Below are 19,191 nucleotides of genomic sequence, written 5' to 3' on the forward strand. Positions count from 1 at the left end.
ATATTAGAGTTCCTCGCAATCCTCTTGTTCCCTATGAGCAAAACTCTGACCGATAACGGTGATTTCTCTGCTCCCGGGACTCAACAGCCCGATCTTGCGTCCGGCTTCAATCTGAACTTTTTCACCAATGACTGACCGGTCAATTTCCACATCCTTGCCAATGTACACATCGGACAAAATAATGGAGCGGCGAACCCGGGCACCTGTTTCGATGTACACGTTGGCAAAAATGACGGACTGTTCCACTTGCCCGAAAATTTGACATCCCTCGCCGACGATGGACCCTGTAACTTCAGCCCCGGGAGCGATATAATGAGGCGGCTGCCCAGAATTGAAAGAGCAGATCCGCCAACTGTCGTCCCGAATATCAAACTGGGGCTGATCCGACAATAAATCCATATTGGCTTCCCAATAACTTTCAATGGTACCCACGTCTTTCCAATACCCCTGGAACCGGTAGGCATACAGTCGTTTGCCGGCTTTAAGCAGAGACGGAATAATGTTCTTGCCGAAATCGTGGCTGGATGTAGGGTTTTGGGCATCTTCCCGCAGGCAGCGGCGCAGCGCCGGCCAGGAAAAAACATAGACCCCCATGGAAGCCAGGTTACTGTGGGCATTTTTCGGCTTTTCTTCAAATTCGGTGATGCGGCCGTCGCCAGCCGTATTCATGATTCCGAACCGGATGGTATCCTCCCAGGGCACCTCCAGGACCGATATCGTCACATCCGCCTGTTTTTCCCGGTGATACTCCAAAAGCTGCGAGTAGTCCATCTTATAGACATGATCTCCCGACAGGACCAAAACATAGCATGGATCATGCATATCCAAAAAATTAATGTTCTGGTAGATGGCATCCGCCGTACCGGAATACCAATCACCGCCTTTTTCCCGCAGGTACGGCGGCAGCAGAAATACTCCGCCGTATTTTCGGTCCAGGCCCCAGGCGCTGCCGACCCCTATGTACTGATTCAGCACAAAGGGTCGATACTGAGTCAAAACCCCCACCGTATCAATCCCTGAGTTATAGCAGTTGCTTAAAGTAAAATCAATGATCCGGTACTTGCCGCCAAAAGGAATGGCCGGCTTAGCCAAATTCTTGGTCAAAGCCCCCAACCGGCTCCCCTGTCCCCCTGCCAACAGCATGGCCACACATTTTTTTGCCGGCATCAACAGCCGTTCCTCCCTCACATTCCCCTTAACCCGCTTCTGATCCCAGACAGTATAAAATCCCACTGAGCTTAGCATGATTCATGCGTATCCCGATGGGATCCTGGATTCAATAACCGAAGCATTCCGTTTCCTGAATTATTTTGAGTGATTTTGCGGGGTTTTATACTCGAATCCATCCTTAAAAGAAAAAAGCGAATCCCATGCCCGAGGGATTCGCCTCTGCCAAGCTCCCGCTTGTCCCTGTGCTATTCACCGGCTAAAGCGCGTTCCTCCGCCGGAATTCTCACCAGGAGCAGCAGTGCGGCATTGACGGTTGTGGCAATAGCAGCCGTATATACCGCATCAAAAATCATCGGCGCCGCCACCAGTTCCAGAGCCACAGCCAGATAGTTGGGATGCCTCAGAAAGCGGTATGGACCGTGCTGCACAGGTTGGCTCCCGGGAATGACCAAAATGCGGGTATTCCAATAATGCCCCAGGCTGATGATGCACCAATATCTGATTACCTGCGCCAACAGAAACAAACTCAGCCAAAGCGGCCAGGAAAAAGCCAGACAGTTGTTGAATCCGCCCTCCGCCATCCAGCCGGCCAGCCATGCAGCGTGCAGCAGGAAAAACGACGGATAATGCCCGACGCCATACTCGCGGGCCCCTTGTTTCAGCGCCCATAGCCGGTTACGATGGGCCAGCAGCAATTCCGACAGGCGCTGGCTAACGATGATGGCGGCCAAACCGGCAATCAGCCACGCTACCATTGAAACAACACCTGCTCAGCGCTAAAACCCGGACCCAGGGCTAACATCAGCCCATATTGCCGGGTCGGCGGCGTAACTGCCAGAAAGCGGTCCAGTACAAACAATACCGAGGCACTCGACATATTGCCGCATGCGGCTAAAACCCTATAAGCATGATTCAGGCTGCCATCAGGCAGTTTTAAGCTGTTGGCGTAAGCCTCAAGGACTTTCGCTCCGCCCGGATGCACGACATAATGCTGCACGGAATGAATATCAATGTTCCATGCCTCACAGGCCTTGCCTGTAAGCTCCGGCAAATAGCGCCTGACAATGGTCGGAATATCCCGGGAAAAGCGGACCTTAAGACCGCTTTCCGCAACATCCCACCCCATAATATCTTCAGTGCCGGGAAATAGAGTGCTATAACTGCCATATACTGCCGGTCCGCCGCCATCCACCGCGATAAGGGCGGCAGCAGCTCCATCACCGAACAGGCTGGCGCCGACCAGATTGGCTTTCGAATAATCGTTCCGCTGAAAAGTCAGACTGCACAGTTCAACGGCTATCAGCAGCACGACCTTGCCCGATACCTGCGCCAACTCAGCCGCGCGGGCAAGGCCGGAAACACCCCCGGCGCAGCCCAGTCCCCAGATAGGGATCCGGACCGTATGGGGTGATAAACCTAATTTCTGAATGATTTTAACATCCACAGTAGGCGTGGCAATGCCGGTAGAAGAAATATAAATAACCGCCCCTATCTCCTCCGGCCGGACGCCGGCCTGCCTAATCGCCTTGGAAGCTGCCTCCCCGCCCAGAGCAACGGCCGTCTCTTCATAAACCTTGTTCGCCTCGGCAAAAGAATGGGCTTCCTGATACCAGGCAAGTGGGCGCGATAGATGTCTGACTTTAATCAGACTATTTTCAAATACGCCCAACAGCCTGTCAAGATGATCCAGCTTTGCCTGAAACAATGTTGCGGCAAATTCCTTTATTTTTTCTTGCCCTAAGGCATAAGGCGGTATCGCCGTTCCCACTGACATAATTTGCGGCTTGCCCATTTTATCCCTCCCGGCTGCATAGTTGAGCTGCTAATATAAGCTATTTCCCTTTTTCTAAAAAATGCTTAAAATAAAAAATGCGACAAGGGAAGATTCCCTGTCGCATTTTTTTCGCACTTATCACGCACTATTGCAGTTGCATTTGATTCGACCGCCATACGGCTTTTTGCCCGGAATCTGTCTGGTGGTGGCCTTCGCGGTGGCTGGCAGCGTAGCGTATACCGGCAAATTCAGCCAGTTCCTTTTCCACCGCCACCAGGTCGGAACGGTCCAGTTCATGGACGGATTGCTTGCCCACCGCCTGCACCGCCAGCTGCATTTCAACCGTGCAGGATGCTAAAAAATTGGCTAAGTGCCGGGCCGCCACGTCAACATCCAGCTTATCGCTGAGTTTTCCTGTGTAAAGAGCAATTTGCACCGGCGGCGCCTGGGGCAGAGCCTTAGCCACCTGGCTTTGCAAAGCAGCCATTAAGGCGATAGTGCCGATATATACTGCATCCGCACCTAATGCCAGAGCTTTTAGAAAGTGACCGGGCGTTGTGAGTCCGCCGGCAATGATCACGCTGAACCGCTCCCGCAAGTGATTTGCCTCAAGCCAGTCAATGGTCCTGACCAGAGTGTGGAAGGTAGGCAGCCCGACATGATCCTGGAGGGTGGGATTGGAAGATGACGTGCCGCCTTCAGAGCCGTCAACCACAATGTAATCGGCTTGTGTCTGGGCAATGACAGCCAGTTCATATTCAATATAGTCTGTCCCGGCAATTTTTACTCCGACCGGCACATCGTACTGTTCTTTCATGCTATTGACCATTTTTATATAATCCTGGGTCGATTGTTTGCCGGGCATGCGGGAATAAATAGTCGCATCCTGCCCTTCTTCGAGCTGCCAGGCCTTTCTAAGATGCTCTCCCATTTGCGAAGCCGGCATGGGTTCATCCACGGCGCCGCCCCATGCGCCTTGCCCCAGCTGAATCTCAATCGCATTCAGCCGGCTCAATTGCTCCTTGCCGCTGAGCTGTCCGCCCCGGTGGTATTGGCCGACCAAATAATGGGCGGCGTCCCGCTCCTCATTTGTAACAGCCGACTCACCTGTATTTGTTGAGGTACCGGCCAGAGCCGAGCCTTTGGCCAAAGCCATCTTCATCAGCAGACTCAGAGAACCGCCGTAAGACATGCCGGTAATCATAATCGGAATGGCCAGCTTCAGCGGCTTTTTAGCATTAGGCCCAATAATCGTTTGGGTCTTAACTTGCGTATAGTCCGGATAAGGCAATTGAAATAGCTGCTTGGGATTTAACAGGATCTTATCCCACGGCGACAGCACCACCGGACTGCCCAGCGGGCGGGTCAGCTCCTTGCCCGATTCGGCCCGCATCGCCGCCTCTACCAGTGCGCGCGGCGACAGTTTCTCCGCCACCGTTACCATGAGAAAAGGGTTGTCCGGATAGTCCTCTGTAAGGGTTTTTGCCATCATTTCATCAGCCATGGGATCCATAAGTTTCATTGTCAGCCAGCTTAATAACATTTAAATGCCACCTCCGTTTTTCCATGGTTAGTTTACCCCTAATACAGAGTAAAAGATGCAATCAAAGGAGTCATCTCATTTTCTCCGTAAGCGTCAAACCCCGGAATACCTGTACAACCAAAATCCTTTCTGAAAAAAGAAACTTCAAAGCCAGCCGGATGTGTGTATCGCGTCCGACTGGCTTTTACCCTGCTTATTCTTTTCTAATTTCGAAATGCCTTCCAAAACCCGCCCGTGGCATCCACCATATCCATCAGTTCTCCCCAGGGAATAACAAACTCAGGGAACCCAGCCGCATAAGGGGCGATTTCATAAGGCTGGAAGATGACTTTCAGCCCTGTCTCGGTAACACTGAACTCCTGGTCCGGCCGGATGGATTCCAGTTGCTCTCCGTAATAGAGTTTCTGTTCGCTGGCGGTGCTGATCATGCTGTTGATGCGCTGGGTAATGGCATCCTGGTAGTCGCTGTCCGGTTGGAACAAGTCCGCCAGATAGTATCTCCGGCCGGTCTTGAAGTTAAAATGATAGTATTGGCGCGACGGCATGCCGTGAGCCGCTCCGACGGGATAGTAATAGCCATTTTTTTCGATAATCAGGAGATCCTGTTGCTGGCGCAAAGAAAAATTAACGGTAGCGCTGGCTGTATACATCCCGTCCTCCTGAGGAGAGACAGGCTGATCACCGACAAACAGCGCCTTTAGCTGTCCGTTCAGCAGATCCCGCACAATCGGGTCTTTATGTTCCAGTACCTGAGGATACTTAATCAGCATAGCCCGGTCAGGGCGGTATTTAAAGGTCCGCAGCAAGCTGCCGGCGAGATTCCATTCAGTGGCAGCCTGCCAAATGACTTTACCGCTCTTGGTTAGATACATTAAATCGTCGTCAATATTAGCCTTGATCACATCTCCTTGCACTATAACCACGCCGACTCCGGCCAGTTGGGGCAGGTCATCGATTTTTTCCCCGTTTTTATTGAGAAAATAGGTAACATGATCTTCACTGACCGGTACTACATTCTGGGAAAAATTACCGATTTCAAAGTAGCGGAAATCGGTCAACTGTTTGCCGTTGCCGTCAAAAATAGCTTTAGGGCTGAATGTGTCGCCGCCGGCGCCCATGCCGCGGGAACTGACGGCAAACAGACCGCCGCCGATGGATTGAATTCTGGCATACTCAGGCTCTATCGCGTAATTTCCTTCTTTATTTATGACCCCATATTGGGGACGCATATAATTGGGGGAAATGTTTACAATCGCCAGATCGTCCTCAAAGGGGCCGGCATAATAAAACCGGCCGGGGAATAGTTCGGTGCCAGTTAGTGCCTTATAGCCAAACTCATCATCCCCATAACGCAGAGTAACAATGCCGCCCGCGGCTTCTTGCGGCGGCAGATCAGACTCCAGCAGCACCCTGCCCTCCCGGTCAATGATCTGATATTGGCCGGATACAGACTGGACAATCGCCCTCTGCTGCCGGAAATCAGAGGCAAATGAAAACTGCGGTTCAATCACTGTTTGCCCCCGGGCATCAATATAGCCGTACAACCGCTGCTTTTGGGGCGTAATTTTGCGAATTACGGCCAGTCCTTCCGAAAATGGGCCAACATAGTCTTCACTCCGGTATATTACTTTGCCGGACTCATGCAAAACTTGATATATTTTTCCGTCAAAAGCCACTGCCACCCCACCGGAAAAGGGCGTGACCGACTGATACACCGGTTCAAATAGATAACGGCCTTTGCCGTTGATGACTCCGACTTTCCCTTTTTCCATCACACGGGCCAGCCCATTGGGTTCATAATCATAAACCCACTCATAACGCGGCGTTATTTGAAACTTTCCCTGCCGGTTAATGTATCCCCACTGTTTGACGCTGCCGTCAGCCACATAGGCAGGAAACAAGCTGGGCGTAATGATCACACTGGCAGCCGGTGAATTTCGTCCTGCCCGTGCCGCCTGAACCTCTGGCGGCGCCCCGCCCAAAACAAAGAGAGCGACCAGACCGCAAAATAGCACCTTGCCCCAATATTTATTCACAGTTCATTACCTCCAACAATCATGCGGAATCAATCAGCTTTATCATATCATATTCGCTGCCTGCGGCATATAAAACAATACAAAAAATTAAAGTCCGGACAAAGAATCCGGACTGATAACTGGTTGTCTATGGCTCTTTATTGTAAAGCCTGTTTTAATTGACTCAGGTTCTCCCGCATGACGGACAGGTAGTTTTTCCCTTGTGCAACCTCCTGATCGGTCAACCCTTCCAAAGGATTCAGGACCAGGACCCTGACGCCGGTTTCACTGGCGATGGTCTGGGCCAGTTTGGGACTCAACAGAGTTTCGGCAAAAATATATTTTATATTGTGAGCTTTGATGTGGCGAATAATTTGGGTCATTTTTTCCGGTGAAGGCTCGGCATCCGGTTCCAATCCCATGATAGCTTCCTGCACCAACCCATAACGTTTGGCAAGATAGCCAAACGCCGCATGGGTGGTAATCAGCTCCCGGCGGGAGACCTGATTGAAGACGGCGATGTATTCGGCATGCAATGCGGCCAATTGGGCTATGTAGGACTGAGCATTGGCTTCATACCGAGTGGCGTTAGCCGGATCGATTTCTTTGGCTGCCTGAGCGATTCGCCCCACTATATCCTGGGCGTTAACCGGATCCAGCCAGATATGAGGGTCCAGATGACCATGGCTATGACCATGCCCATCTTCCTCATGGTCCTCATCCTCTTCAGCGGCAGCGATCAGAGTCACAGCCTGGCTGACATTCACTACATTCTTTCCTGCCAGTACGGTGTTTTTAATGGATTCAACCCAGGGCTCCATACCTGCGCCGTTATAAATAAACAGTTTTGCTTTCTTTACTTTCACCAGATCTGCCGGTCCGGGCTCCCAGTCATGTGGTTCCACTCCCGGCGGGGTCAAAAGGACCACTTCGGCTCTCTGGCCGAACACCTGTCGGGCAAATTCATAAAGGGGATAAATTGTCGTTACTACCGTTGGTTTGCTATCTGAAAATGCCACAGATGAAAAAGACGGTATCATAGCAACCACTAACAGACCAACGATCACTAATCCCCCAAAACGCAGCATCGCTTTTCTCACACAATCACACCTTTGATAATAATATTCCTAATTAGTATTATTCTTGATTTCAATTATATATTCCACATATTGCTGTGTCAACTGCATGATTGGAAAAAGCGTAATCGGGAATCACATACCGGCATTTCATCCTGGCCGGGACAGCTTAACCCGCCCTGCCCGGTCGAGAACAAACTGTTTTGCCAAAAATGACAAAGCAAAAAGAATCACTGCGGTAAGCACAATCGTACTGCCAGACGCCGCATTCAGGTAAAAGGAGGTTACCAAACCTACCAGTACAGAGACTTCAGAAATCAGCACCGCGTTGATCAGGGTGCGGCGGAAACTGCGGGAAATCTGCAGGCTGGCCGCTACCGGGATGACGATAAGGGCGGAAACCAGCAATATCCCGACAATGCGCATGGAGACTGACACGGTAACAGCCGTGAGGGCGGCAAATAAAAGGTTGACGGCTTTGGCCGGCAGTCCGCTGACGAAAGCCACCTCAGGATCAAAGGTCAAAAACAGCAATTCTTTATAAATGACCTTTACTGTCACCAAGACCACTGTCGCCAGGATACCGATGGTCACCACATCCTCCGGGCTGACTGTCACGATGCTGCCGAACAGATAGCCGATAAGACTGACATTGCTCATTTTGCTCATGCTGCTTAATAAAACAGCGATACCGATGCCGGCATAAGAAAAAACAGCCAGAATCATGTCGGCAAACGCCGGCTTGCGGTCCCTGAGTTCTTCAATCCCCAGACCGGCAGCCACCGTAACCGCTGTAGCGGTCAATACCGGATAGAACCCGGTCAGCCAGCCCAGGACCACACCGGCAAAGGCAATATGCCCCAGGCCGTCACCGATCAGGGATTGCCGGCGCATAACGATAAAGGCGCCGATGACCGGACAGATGATCCCTGCTAACAGCCCGGCAATCAAGGCCCTCCGCATAAAGTCAAATTCCAGTATCTCAAGCATGAACTATATTCCCCGCCTTTACATGATTAATCTCCTGGTTTTGAGCCGTCCTGTTACCGGACCGGCCCGGTTCGCCATAATAAGTGACGCCATGGTTAATGCAGGCCACCTGAGTGGCGTAGCGGGAGATGACGTCTACATCATGGGAGACAATGGCGATGGTCACCGCTTTCCCCGCATTCAGTTCAGCCAACAGGGAATACAGATCATCCCGGGCCAAAGCGTCGACACCGGCAGTAGGCTCGTCCAGGGCCAGCACTTCCGGCCGGGAAGCCAGCGCCCGGGCGACAAAAGCCCTTTGCTGCTGTCCACCGGACAATTGGCCGATCATGCGATGACGATAGGAATTCAGTCCTGTTAGATGAAGGGCATTGTCAATACCAGCCTTGTCCTCCGGTCTCAGGCTGCGTCCCATTCCAACCAGCGCCGTTCGTCCCATGGCCACAATCTCCTCCACTGTCACGGGGAATTGCCGGTCTTTCAAGGGATTTTGGGGCACATAACCAATCTTGGCCCAGCCGTCAAACCGGGACACAGGCTCGCCAAAAAGCCTGACCTGTCCGCTCTGAGGTTTGAGCAATCCGACGCACAACTTGAGCAACGTAGATTTCCCCGCCCCGTTAGGCCCCACCAAAGCCACAAAATCCCCCTGTCTGACCGAGAAGCTGATTTGATTAAATACTACTACATTCTGATTATAGGCAAAGGATATATTCTCTAATTCAAATATGTTCAACCAAGGTTCACTCTCCTTAAACTTTTGAAAAAATTTGCCGCAAACTATCTCCATCCTTGAAGCAGGGACCGTTCAAAAAGGTCCGGATGCCAGGAATGGTAGAGAGACGCTCTGCGTCTCCAAACAGTGCAGAATTTAAGTGATTCTTCGGCTCATGGCAGATCGTCATCTGTTACCACTCTCCCGAAAAGTCATAAAGTCTGATACGACGAGGCCGGGCGTGAGACTGTACGTGAGGGTACGTCGAACGCCCGCAGGACTAACAACGCAGATGAGCCTTTTTCACCGGTCCCCCCGACATTGCTGGCAATAGCCGTAGAATTCCAGCGAGTGCCCTACGACTTCAAACTCTTCCTGGCCGGTAACTCTGCTCAATTCTTCCTGGTTCACCGGACAGTAAGACAGGCACTTGGCCTTGCCGCACTTCAGGCAGATCAGGTGATGGTGATGTGGATGGGCCACCAGTTCAAACACGTTGCCATCCCGGCCGGGTACACTGATTTGGTTGACCACTCCCAGGGAAACCAGCAAATTCAGGTTGCGGTAGACTGTATCTAAGCCCATGTCCGGGTGGATTTTTCTGACATACTCCAGGATTGCCTGGGCGGTCGGGAACTGGTCGCTGTCGCTAAGAGCCTGAATGACAGCCCGGCGCTGGGGGGTGATCTTACAATTCTTTTGCCGCAGCAAAGCGATGATCTCTTCCACTGCTTCTAAATCCTCCTGATTTCTAATTAATAATATTACTATTTACAATACTACCTTATTTATATAGCGGAAACAAGAGCCGGCGCTATTCTTTCCTGCAGACATAAAAAACAGGGGGCCCATGCATCAGCATTAGCCCCGTATTTTTCAGGATACCCCTATATTTCTCCAGAGCGGTTTCCCGGCGTTCAATGCTGGCCGGCGATAAATCCAAAGCGTGGATATGTCGGCCGCCCACAGAGCTTCCAGTGTAATACCGGTCAGAATCGGTTGCAGCGGCATAATCGTCTGAGGCATAACTACTCTTTCTCTCATTGCCCGCACAATGGCAATTTTTCAATATGCCTCATAATATATGCAGCAGGGAATACAGGCATGACGGATTGTTGACAAACTATCCAGGGCTTGTTACGATTGAGCCAAAAGATGAGTTCTGTATACTATATTGGAGAGAGCGGGGATTAAATGTGAATATAACAAGGATTGCCGCATGCTGGAATCAATGGTTCGGGCAGCGCATGTTCTATCTGGTGCTGTCAGGAATTTTTTGCGGATTTATACTGGATATCCCAAAGAACGCATTTTATATAAAACCGGTCATCATCGGCGCATTCGCCTATATGACGTTTATAACCGCCTTAGGGACTAGTCTGAAAAAATTTATCGGAGTCCTGGGTAAGCCCTGGCTTCCCTTGTGGATATTGGCGTTAATTCATTTGGCGGCACCACTGTTAGCCTGGCTGATCGGCCTGCTATTTTTTCCGGACAATGAGTCAGTCCGGTTGGGATTCCTCATCAGCGCCTCCATTCCTATCGGGGTTACCTCGCTGATCTGGGTATCCATCACCAAGGCAAACGCTGCCCTGGCCCTGGTCGTTGTTACCTTGGACACCCTTATCGTACCGGTTTTGCTGCCGTTATTTTTCAAAATCATCATCGGCAAGACACTGCAAATCGATTACCTGTCCATGGCTTATCAATTATTGATCATGGTAACAATTCCTAGTTTAATTGGCATGGCAGCCAATGATCTGACGCATGGCAAACTGACTTCCTTCGCCAACAGTATCGGCGGCCTGTCGTCCAAAGTGGCCTTTTTCCTGGTGATTTTCCTGAACGCAGCCATTGTTGCGCCCTCCATCCATTGGAGCATGTCGGTCCTTAAAATCCTTATAGTTGTATTCCTCACGGTTGCTGCCGGCTATCTGCTGGGCTTCCTTGGGTCCCTGCCTTTGAAGGAACACCGCCGGGAATCTGCCTTTACCATGATCTATACCGTCGGCATGCGCAACATCAGTTTCGGCTTGGTGATGGCCATGACCTATTTCCCGCCGGCGGTGGCTATCCCGATTATACTAGCCATGCTGTTTCAGCAGCCCCTGGCAGCCATCATCCCCCAGCTATTCCGGTGCATCGATAAATATAATGAAACAACGACCAACGTATAATTGCATGTAAAAAAGGCAGCGGGTTCAGTTCAAACGACCTCGCTGCCTTTTTTATGTTATTCTGCGTTTTAATTAACGGATGGTTCAGACGTCAGCGCCGTTTTTTTGTCGGGAATCATCGCCGCAATGCCGACAGCCAGTACCAGTGGCACAATCAACAGCAGCAATGCCTGCTGCAGGCCAATAAAATCGGCAATCAGCCCGGTAATGGCAGCGCCCGCCCCCGCCCAAACCGAAAGCCAATCCCATCATCATGCCGGAAGCCATAGCCGCGTTGGCGGGCAGCATTTCCTGAGCCCAGACCACTGACGAGGGCAGTGTGGCCTGCAAGCAGGCGCCGCTAATCCACAAAGCTGCCCAGGTCAGAAGCGTCACCTCCCGGCTGGCCAAAAACACATAAAGCGCCGGAATGCAAATAGCCAGCGAGGCGATAATGCATGGTTTGCGGCCCATGCGGTCTCCCAGATAGCCGCCGAAGATACTGCCGATCGCGCCGCCAAACAGGAAAACCGTAATCATCGAGCCGGCCAATGCCGGCGAATGCCCCTGCTGCAACAGCCACACCGGCATAAAATTGGGGATGACGGACTGCGGCCAGGCGCGTAAGCCCATCACCACATTCAATTTCAGCAAACTGGCCGAACGATACCAGGGAACGGAATTTTGACTGGCCGTATCTTGGATTTGAGGCACCCGGCCCAGAGGCATCCGGTGCATCCCGGTCCAATAGTATCCCCAGGTCACCAACAGGCCGGGTATAGCCAGCCAAATCAGCTGATCGGCGCTAAAGTAAAACAGGAAAAACATGACCACAGCCGGAGCGGCCGCCACGCCGAAATTGCCGCCGCCGATAAAAAACGACATGCCCAGCCCCTTATTTTCCGCTGTGGATACCTTACCGAGCAAAGCCGAAGCAAGGGGGTGAAACAGGGAGGCGGCTAACCCGGACAAAGTAATATAGAGAAACAGGGTAAAAATGCTGTCGGCAGCAGCAGACAGACAAATAAACACCGCACTGACCGGAATGGTCAGCAGCACCATCCAGCTATAGCCGCTTTTATCCACATAGTAGCCGAACACCGGCTGCAGAAGATTGGAGGTAAAGGAATAGATCATGACTAAAAGTCCGCTTAAAGTTAACGACAATCCCAGCCTTTCGATGACCATCGGCAGCAATCCCGGCAAAAAAGTCACATAAAAATCGCTCAGGAAATGGCCGGCGGTTAGTAACGCTATATAACAGCCGCTTTGATACTGTCGGGAATTTTCCATGATATGCTCCTTTCACTTAGGGCCTTTACTTATATACCAAATATAGTCGTTCTTAACAATGTAATGAGTCTAACAAATCCCACTCCCGGTTGCAAGCGGCAATAAACCGCAAAAATGAGAGATAGCGCAAAAGGAAAAGGCTAACTGCCTTAAAGCGGCAGTTAGCGCATCCGCCCGAAACGGGTCTGGGACAATATCGGCCTTAACCCTTATCAAAGCTGTATTTTCCCGCTCCGATCAGCATCAGGCTCACGACTACGATCCCCAATTCCAATGCCTGGCTGGCCCCTGCCAAGCCGGCGCCTGTAGCAAACTTCATCGTCACAGCCACAGCCATGGTGCAGGTTAGCAGGATGCATGCCGGGCGGAACATATATCCCACCGCCAGCAAGAATCCGCCGGCAAACTCAGAGAAAGCCGCGAGAAATCCCCAGAGCACAGGCATAAACGTGATGCCGACATGCTGCATCGCCCCGCCTACCTTTACCCAGGCCGCCTCCCCGCCCATAACCTTAGGATAGCCATGATACATAAACATCAGCCCGATACCTAAACGCAGGAGCAGTAACCCCGCGTCCCGGTATTTGCTCGAAGATTTTCTTACTGAAAGCATAAAAATTCCACTTCTCCTTTTAATAGTATGTGTTTCAACGGTCTCCTAACGATTTACTTCTAATTGGGCTAACTTTGATCCATTTCTCCCATGCTGCCATCTTCAGGTGCCTGCATCATTTCCATAACTAAAGCCGTTGAAAGAAGGGGCATGTCCTATATACAGCCGCCTGATAATGAATACCGGCGAGGTCTGTGGTCGTATTCAGTATACAGCAGATCGTACCGCGTTTAAAGATATCTTTTTATAGTATTCCTCACTTTGTAGAACAATCCTGTCTAAATCCGACCAATCTTGAGGAACTCTTTGGCCAGTCACCGGTGCCGGCAATCCTTGTCAATATTCCTAACAATGGCTCCGCTTCCGGATGAGCACATCCGGGCCCGCCTGAATACAATAGATCAGGAGACTGACCGATCCACGCACCTGTACAAAAGGCGTGGAAATTTTTTCTTGAAGGTTGTGACCATTGTATGAGAAAGGTGCTGATCTTAGGAGGCTCAGGGATGCTGGGACACACTTTGTTCCGTTTCCTTTCGGAAGAGGCCGCCGACCTTGACGTCTATACATCAGTCCGCTCGGAACATGAACTGTCGCGTTGGCTTCCCCCGGACAGAATGAAAAAAGTATACGGCAATGTTGATGTACAGCAACCAGAGAGTCTGGTAAATGTTTTTGCGGCAGTGAAGCCAGACATCCTGGTCAATTGCATTGGCATCATTAAGCAAGTGCCGGAGGCCAAAGATCCGCTCACAGCGATTGCCATGAACGCTTTGCTGCCGCATCGTGTTGCCTTGCTGTGCGCTGCAGCCGGCGCACGCATGATCCATATCAGTACGGATTGCGTCTTTAACGGAGAAAAAGGAGGGTATATCGAACAGGATATTGCCAATGCAGATGATCTCTATGGAAGAACCAAATATCTCGGCGAAGTCGCTTATTCTCACTGCATCACCCTGCGCACTTCGATCATTGGGCATGAATTAAAAGGAAAACGTGGATTATTGGAATGGTTCCTGGCTCAAAAGGAAACGGTACGCGGTTTTAGAAAGGCTATTTATTCCGGCTTTCCCACCATTGAACTTTCGCGCATTATCAGGGATTATATCATTCCCCGGCCGGAGCTGACGGGGCTTTACCACCTGTCTGCCGATCCAATCTCGAAATATGATTTGCTGCAGCTCATCAATGCTCAGTATGAAACCAGCCTGATCATTGAACCGGAAGACAATACCCGGCTTGACCGGTCACTGGACTCTGCGGCATTTCGTGCCCTCACAGGCTATAAACCGCCCGCTTGGCCGGAACTGATCCATGCCATGCACAAGAATCATGCGCAAACAAGCAAAACGATGCAGTTAAGGGGGAATGAGCATGGCGCTGTTTGATAATAAAGTGATTGCAATTACCGGCGGTACCGGTTCACTGGGCAAAGTGCTGACCCGCCGGCTCCTGCAAAAGGAACTCGGCTCTCCCCGGAAGATCATCATCTTCTCGCGGGATGAAGCGAAGCAGCACGCCATGCGGGTAGAATACCAGCACAAAAGAACGGCTACCGATGAGGTAATCTATGATAATTTTGCCCGGCTCATTGAGTTCAGAATCGGGGACATCCGCAATTATCATTCTGTTTGTTCGGTTTTAAGGGATGCGGACATCGTCATCAATGCCGCCGCCCTTAAACAGGTGCCTTCCTGCGAGTACTTTCCTTATGAGGCGGTATTGACCAATGTGCTTGGCGCAGAAAATATCGTCCGGGCAATATGCGAACATAAGCTTCTCATAGAAACAGTGGTGGGAGTCTCTACGGATAAAGCCTGCAAACCGGTGAATGCCATGGGTATTTCCAAGGCCCTTCAGGAGCGGCTGTTTATTGCCGCTAATGTGACCATTCCCCAGACCAGGTTTATTTGTGTACGCTATGGCAATGTGCTGGCTTCCCGGGGTTCTGTCATCCCCCTGTTCCATGAACAAATCAGGCATGGCGGCCCGGTCACAATTACCACCCAGGAAATGACCCGGTTCCTGCTGCCCTTGGAAAGTGCGGTTGATACCATTTTTGCCGCCCTTCAAGAGGCTGCGCCAGGTGAGATATATATACCGAAAATTCCCGCAGCCCGTATTGTCGATGTGGCCAAAGCCATAATCGGGGACAGAAATATATCTCTGACCTATACCGGCATTCGTCCGGGAGAAAAAGTCCATGAAATTCTTGTTTCCGAAGAAGAGTCCTGGCGGACCTATGATCGCGGCAATTATTATGCCATCAAATCAATGCTTCCCGAGCTGGCGAAAACGGCGCCCGGGCTGCAGGCCTTGTCCAAAGAATACAGTTCCGGTGATTTTGTCATGACTTTCGCCGAAACAGCGGCGCTGTTGACAAAACACCATTTGCTGCAGGAAACAGATCAAGATACTAACAGAGACGGGGAATTTTTACGATGAAAAAATATAAGATTGTGTGCATGTGCCAGATCTATAATGAACTGCGCAAAGGAAACCTGGAACGATTCGTAACCTACGTAAAACCTCTGGTCGAGGATTTAGTCGTCTATGACGACGGCAGCACCGACGGCAGCTACGAATATATGCTGCAGCAAACGCCCTATGTCCTGCGCGGGACAGAAAATGATTTCGCCAACGAACAGCGCCATAAACAACTCCTGCTGCAGGAAGCCTTGAAACTGAATCCGGATTACATCTTATGGCTGGATGCGGACGAAGTTTTAACCGCTAATGCCGCAGATTGCCTGCAAAAATGGTGCACCGCATGTGAAGTGCAACAGCTGGACGGCGTATGCTTCCACGAGCTGAATCTGTGGCGCAGCCATTCCTGGCGGCGGTTGGACAGTTTATTTGACCAGGGCTGGTTTTGCCGCCTATGGCGGGTAGTCCCCGGCATTCACTTCTATGAGCCGAAACCAGGGTTGCATCAAAAGCCGCATCCGGTAACAATTCAGCGCATGGCCTGGGCCGAAGACATTCAGGTGCTGCACTATGGCTTCGCTTCCGAGCGAAACCTGGCATATAAATATCTGGTTTATCGCTCCCACGGACAACGCGGTTATAACATGCTTGACCGTTTGATCAGTGAAGAAAGCCTAACGGTGACAAAGGTCCCCCGTGAGCTGTTTCCGGAAGGTCTGTGGCTGGACGATGAAGCTCCGCAGCCTATGAAATTCGTTGAGTCCCTGGCTTATGTGGAACAGTACCGGGAAGAAGTGTTTAAGCCCAAATTCTCCATCATATGTTTAGTCTATAAAAGCGTTGGCTGGCTGGATTTCGTTCGTGAGCAGGTCTTGCGCTATACCGACATGACTGAAAAGGAGTTTTTCTTTGTCGCCAATGATGCTAACACTGCTGTGCTGAGCCATTTGCAGGAACATTATATACCGCACTATATTCATGAGAACACTCCCAAACAGCAAGGGGAATGGTATGTCAATAATGTATACCGGGCCTATAATTTTGCAGTCAGCAAGGCCCGGGGAGATTTTATTGTGTTCATTAATTCCGACATGGCTTTTACGCCGGGTTGGTTTGATCATTTATGGCAGGCCTATAACGGAGCAAACTGCGTCGCCTCCCGCTTGGTGGAATCGGGAAAATTGCCCAGCGGTCAATACGGAGTGGAAAAAAACTTTGGCCGGGATTACGCCTCCTATCAAGAAAGCCAGTTTCTGCAGTATGCCTGTCAATTAGCGGAAGCTAAAACAGCGGACGGCGGCCTGTTTATGCCCCTTCTGATCCGCAAGGAACATTTTGAGCGGGCCGGAGGCTACCCGGAAGGGCAGGTGGCCTTTGGCAGCGATCTTTACCGGCCGGTGATCGCCCGGCGGGGAGAACCTTGCATTTCCGGCGACACAGCCTTGATCTTGAAGCTCCAGGCCATGGGGATCAAGCATCAAACGGCTTTCGGCAGTATTGTTTATCACTTCCAGTGGGGCGAAATAGATAGCCCGGAATCCCCGGAAACTCCGGTGCGTCCGGTAAAAGTCGCCCTAGCCATGGCAGCAGCAGTCGCCCCAGGTTTAGAAGACGCCCTGCTTGCCGCCTTGCCCGCCTCAGTCAGCCTTGGCGCCTCCGCAGCCGACAATCCGGGCGATTATGCCGCCCGGGCCCGCAGTGATCTAGAGGAACAGTATCCCGATACAGAGGTCATTATTCAGGATGCCACCCGCCTGCCGCTCATTGATCCCACTCGTTACACCATCGCTTTGCTGCAGGAGGATCTCCGCGCCAGCGGTACGGCAAGCGAGCAGCAGGAAGCGAATTTACGGCAGGCCAATAGGCTTGCAACCCACTCTATCGATATTGCCCACTCTTATGCCGAATATGATTTCACCATAATTCCCGCTGCGCCGGATTCGGGCGAAAAATGGCGCCAGCTGCTGACTGCAGTTTTTCAGGAGTGCATGATAGCTAAACAGGAGCAGCAAGCAAAAACAGCCCGGCATAAAGTATCGATCATTTTAACTACATTCCAAAGGGTACACTTGTTAAGATGGGGTTTATGGTCCTTAGCCCGCCAGGATATCCCTTTTGATTTTGAAACCATTGTGGTGAATGACGGCTTACAGGATGAAACTGAAGCCGTTTGCAATGAGTTCAAGGAAAAGCTCAATCTGAAGTATGTATTTACCGGGCAAAGAAATCTAAACGGTCAAGTGGTGTGGCGGGTACCCGGTTTTGCCATGAATATCGGCGTACAACAATCCTGCGGCGATATTTTGGTCATCGGCTGCGCCGAAATGTTTCATGTCAATGACACCATCGCCAGGCTTGTGCCGCCCATTTTAGAAAATCCCAAACTGCTGGGCATTCCCACCGGCAAGGATGACCGCGATGGAAGGTTTCTGGCATATATCAATAACCATGACGGAGCCTCTGATCCGGATAGCTATGACCAATGCGCCGCCTTAACTGTCACGCTGCCCTTTCTGATGGCCCTTCACCGCAGCCAGTATGTTGCGATTGGGGGATATGATGAGGATTTTGTCGGCATGGCCTATGATGACAATGACTTTATCCAGCGCTTATTAAGCAATGGCTGCCAGTATTGTCAGACCGACGCTTCCACAATACACTTGTACCACCCCCGGTCAGACAGCTATTATGTGAGCGGTGGCCCCCCTGAATGGGAATATAACAAACACCTCTATTTTTCCCGCATTGGTCAAATCGTCCGGAATGAAGGCCGTGAATGGGGCGTTATCAAATATACGCAAGTCAAGGAGGTCGAAAAATTCGTGAAATTAAACTGGCATGAAGACTTTATTGTTCATCTGGCCGGTCTCATCCGCCCGCGGGTCTATGTGGAGCTTGGGCTATACCGGTGTTACCTCTTTAACCGCATCATCCCCCTAGCGGAAGAGTTAATTGGCGTGGATATCAGCGTCGAAGCCGGGCAGGCCATGCTATCTTCAACGAAAACCCGCTTTTTTAAGGGGACGACGCAGGACTTTGCCAGAGAATTGGCGGTAAGGCCGCTGCAAATCGATATGCTGTTCATTGATGCCGATCATTCGCAGACAGCCGTGTTACAGGACTTTACGAGCTTTTTCCCGTTTGTGGCGCCCCACGGTCTCATTTTGCTGCATGATACCCACCCGAAAGATGAGGCTATGATGGACCCCCAATGGTGCGGCACGGCCTGTCAGGCGGCGGAAATATTGGCGCAGGACACCCGCGCCTATGAATTAATGACGATTCCCGTTCCCCCGGGCCTGACGATTTGCCGCAAGCGGCGAGCGCAGTTATCCTGGCAGGAAGGCAGCATTGATCAAGCAACTCAGCAGCCAGGGAAATAGCTATTTAACAAGCCGGGAAGGGTTCCGTGGAACCCT

General features: G+C 51.2%; 16 protein-coding genes. 4 read left to right on the forward strand and 12 right to left on the reverse strand.

What is annotated here, in order from left to right:
• Positions 1–3: 3 nt before the first annotated feature.
• The 10 genes from ALO_RS00550 to ALO_RS22280 all read right to left on the reverse strand — a co-directional run bounded on the left by ALO_RS00550 (position 4) and on the right by ALO_RS22280 (position 10,309).
• Complete coding sequence (locus ALO_RS00550) at positions 4–1,167, reverse strand: glucose-1-phosphate adenylyltransferase (protein WP_040292422.1); 1,164 nt, start codon at positions 1,165–1,167, stop codon at positions 4–6.
• Between the two features lie 248 nt (positions 1,168–1,415).
• The gene (locus ALO_RS00555; RefSeq protein WP_004573028.1) at positions 1,416–1,925 is read right to left on the reverse strand and encodes an isoprenylcysteine carboxyl methyltransferase family protein; all 510 of its coding nucleotides are present in this window, start codon (positions 1,923–1,925) and stop codon (positions 1,416–1,418) included.
• Entirely contained in the window at positions 1,919–2,962 is a 1,044-nt protein-coding gene (locus tag ALO_RS00560; protein WP_004573029.1) for a type III polyketide synthase, read from the reverse strand. Before ALO_RS00560 ends, ALO_RS00555 begins: the two co-directional genes overlap by 7 nt.
• 127 nt (positions 2,963–3,089) lie before the next feature.
• Positions 3,090–4,487 (reverse strand): FMN-binding glutamate synthase family protein, encoded by a 1,398-nt coding sequence (locus ALO_RS00565; RefSeq protein ID WP_004573030.1) that lies wholly within the window; start codon positions 4,485–4,487, stop codon positions 3,090–3,092.
• A gap of 203 nt (positions 4,488–4,690) precedes the next feature.
• A complete protein-coding gene (locus ALO_RS00570; protein WP_004573031.1) occupies positions 4,691–6,523 on the reverse strand; it encodes a WG repeat-containing protein in 1,833 nt (610 codons plus the stop codon).
• Positions 6,524–6,660: 137 nt separating this feature from the next.
• The gene (locus ALO_RS00575) at positions 6,661–7,602 is read right to left on the reverse strand and encodes a metal ABC transporter substrate-binding protein (protein ID WP_004573032.1); all 942 of its coding nucleotides are present in this window, start codon (positions 7,600–7,602) and stop codon (positions 6,661–6,663) included.
• Between the two features lie 126 nt (positions 7,603–7,728).
• Positions 7,729–8,568: a metal ABC transporter permease gene (locus ALO_RS00580; RefSeq protein WP_004573033.1), complete on the reverse strand. Its 840-nt coding sequence runs from the start codon at positions 8,566–8,568 to the stop codon at positions 7,729–7,731.
• The gene (locus tag ALO_RS00585) at positions 8,561–9,304 is read right to left on the reverse strand and encodes a metal ABC transporter ATP-binding protein (RefSeq protein WP_004573034.1); all 744 of its coding nucleotides are present in this window, start codon (positions 9,302–9,304) and stop codon (positions 8,561–8,563) included. Before ALO_RS00585 ends, ALO_RS00580 begins: the two co-directional genes overlap by 8 nt.
• Before the next feature lie 282 nt (positions 9,305–9,586).
• Positions 9,587–10,012 carry a Fur family transcriptional regulator gene (locus tag ALO_RS00590; RefSeq protein WP_004573035.1) on the reverse strand — a complete coding sequence of 142 codons (426 nt, stop codon included), beginning with the start codon at positions 10,010–10,012 and terminating at the stop codon, positions 9,587–9,589.
• A 147-nt stretch (positions 10,013–10,159) separates the two neighbouring features.
• A complete protein-coding gene (locus ALO_RS22280; protein ID WP_169313110.1) occupies positions 10,160–10,309 on the reverse strand; it encodes a hypothetical protein in 150 nt (49 codons plus the stop codon).
• A gap of 170 nt (positions 10,310–10,479) precedes the next feature.
• Here ALO_RS22280 and ALO_RS00595 point away from each other — a divergent pair, with 170 nt between their 5' ends.
• Positions 10,480–11,460: a bile acid:sodium symporter family protein gene (locus tag ALO_RS00595; protein WP_004573037.1), complete on the forward strand. Its 981-nt coding sequence runs from the start codon at positions 10,480–10,482 to the stop codon at positions 11,458–11,460.
• Positions 11,461–11,544: 84 nt separating this feature from the next.
• Here ALO_RS00595 and ALO_RS00600 read toward each other — a convergent pair whose 3' ends face one another.
• On the reverse strand, positions 11,545–12,732 hold the full coding sequence (locus ALO_RS00600; protein ID WP_004573038.1) for an MFS transporter: 1,188 nt from the start codon (positions 12,730–12,732) through the stop codon (positions 11,545–11,547).
• Positions 12,733–12,934: 202 nt separating this feature from the next.
• Positions 12,935–13,345: a DoxX family protein gene (locus ALO_RS00605; protein WP_004573039.1), complete on the reverse strand. Its 411-nt coding sequence runs from the start codon at positions 13,343–13,345 to the stop codon at positions 12,935–12,937.
• A 473-nt stretch (positions 13,346–13,818) separates the two neighbouring features.
• Here ALO_RS00605 and ALO_RS00610 point away from each other — a divergent pair, with 473 nt between their 5' ends.
• Genes ALO_RS00610 through ALO_RS00620 form a run of 3 tightly spaced genes read left to right on the forward strand, consistent with a single transcriptional unit; the run spans position 13,819 to position 19,155 of the window.
• Positions 13,819–14,733, forward strand: coding sequence for a dTDP-4-dehydrorhamnose reductase family protein (locus ALO_RS00610; protein WP_072031792.1), 915 nt, complete (start codon positions 13,819–13,821; stop codon positions 14,731–14,733).
• Entirely contained in the window at positions 14,720–15,790 is a 1,071-nt protein-coding gene (locus ALO_RS00615; protein ID WP_004573041.1) for a polysaccharide biosynthesis protein, read from the forward strand. The genes ALO_RS00610 and ALO_RS00615 overlap by 14 nt, the downstream gene beginning before the upstream one ends.
• Positions 15,787–19,155 (forward strand): glycosyltransferase, encoded by a 3,369-nt coding sequence (locus tag ALO_RS00620; protein WP_004573042.1) that lies wholly within the window; start codon positions 15,787–15,789, stop codon positions 19,153–19,155. Before ALO_RS00615 ends, ALO_RS00620 begins: the two co-directional genes overlap by 4 nt.
• Positions 19,156–19,191 lie beyond the last annotated feature (36 nt).

The sequence above is a fragment of the Acetonema longum DSM 6540 genome, assembly GCF_000219125.1.
Lineage (GTDB): Bacteria > Bacillota > Negativicutes > Sporomusales > Acetonemataceae > Acetonema > Acetonema longum.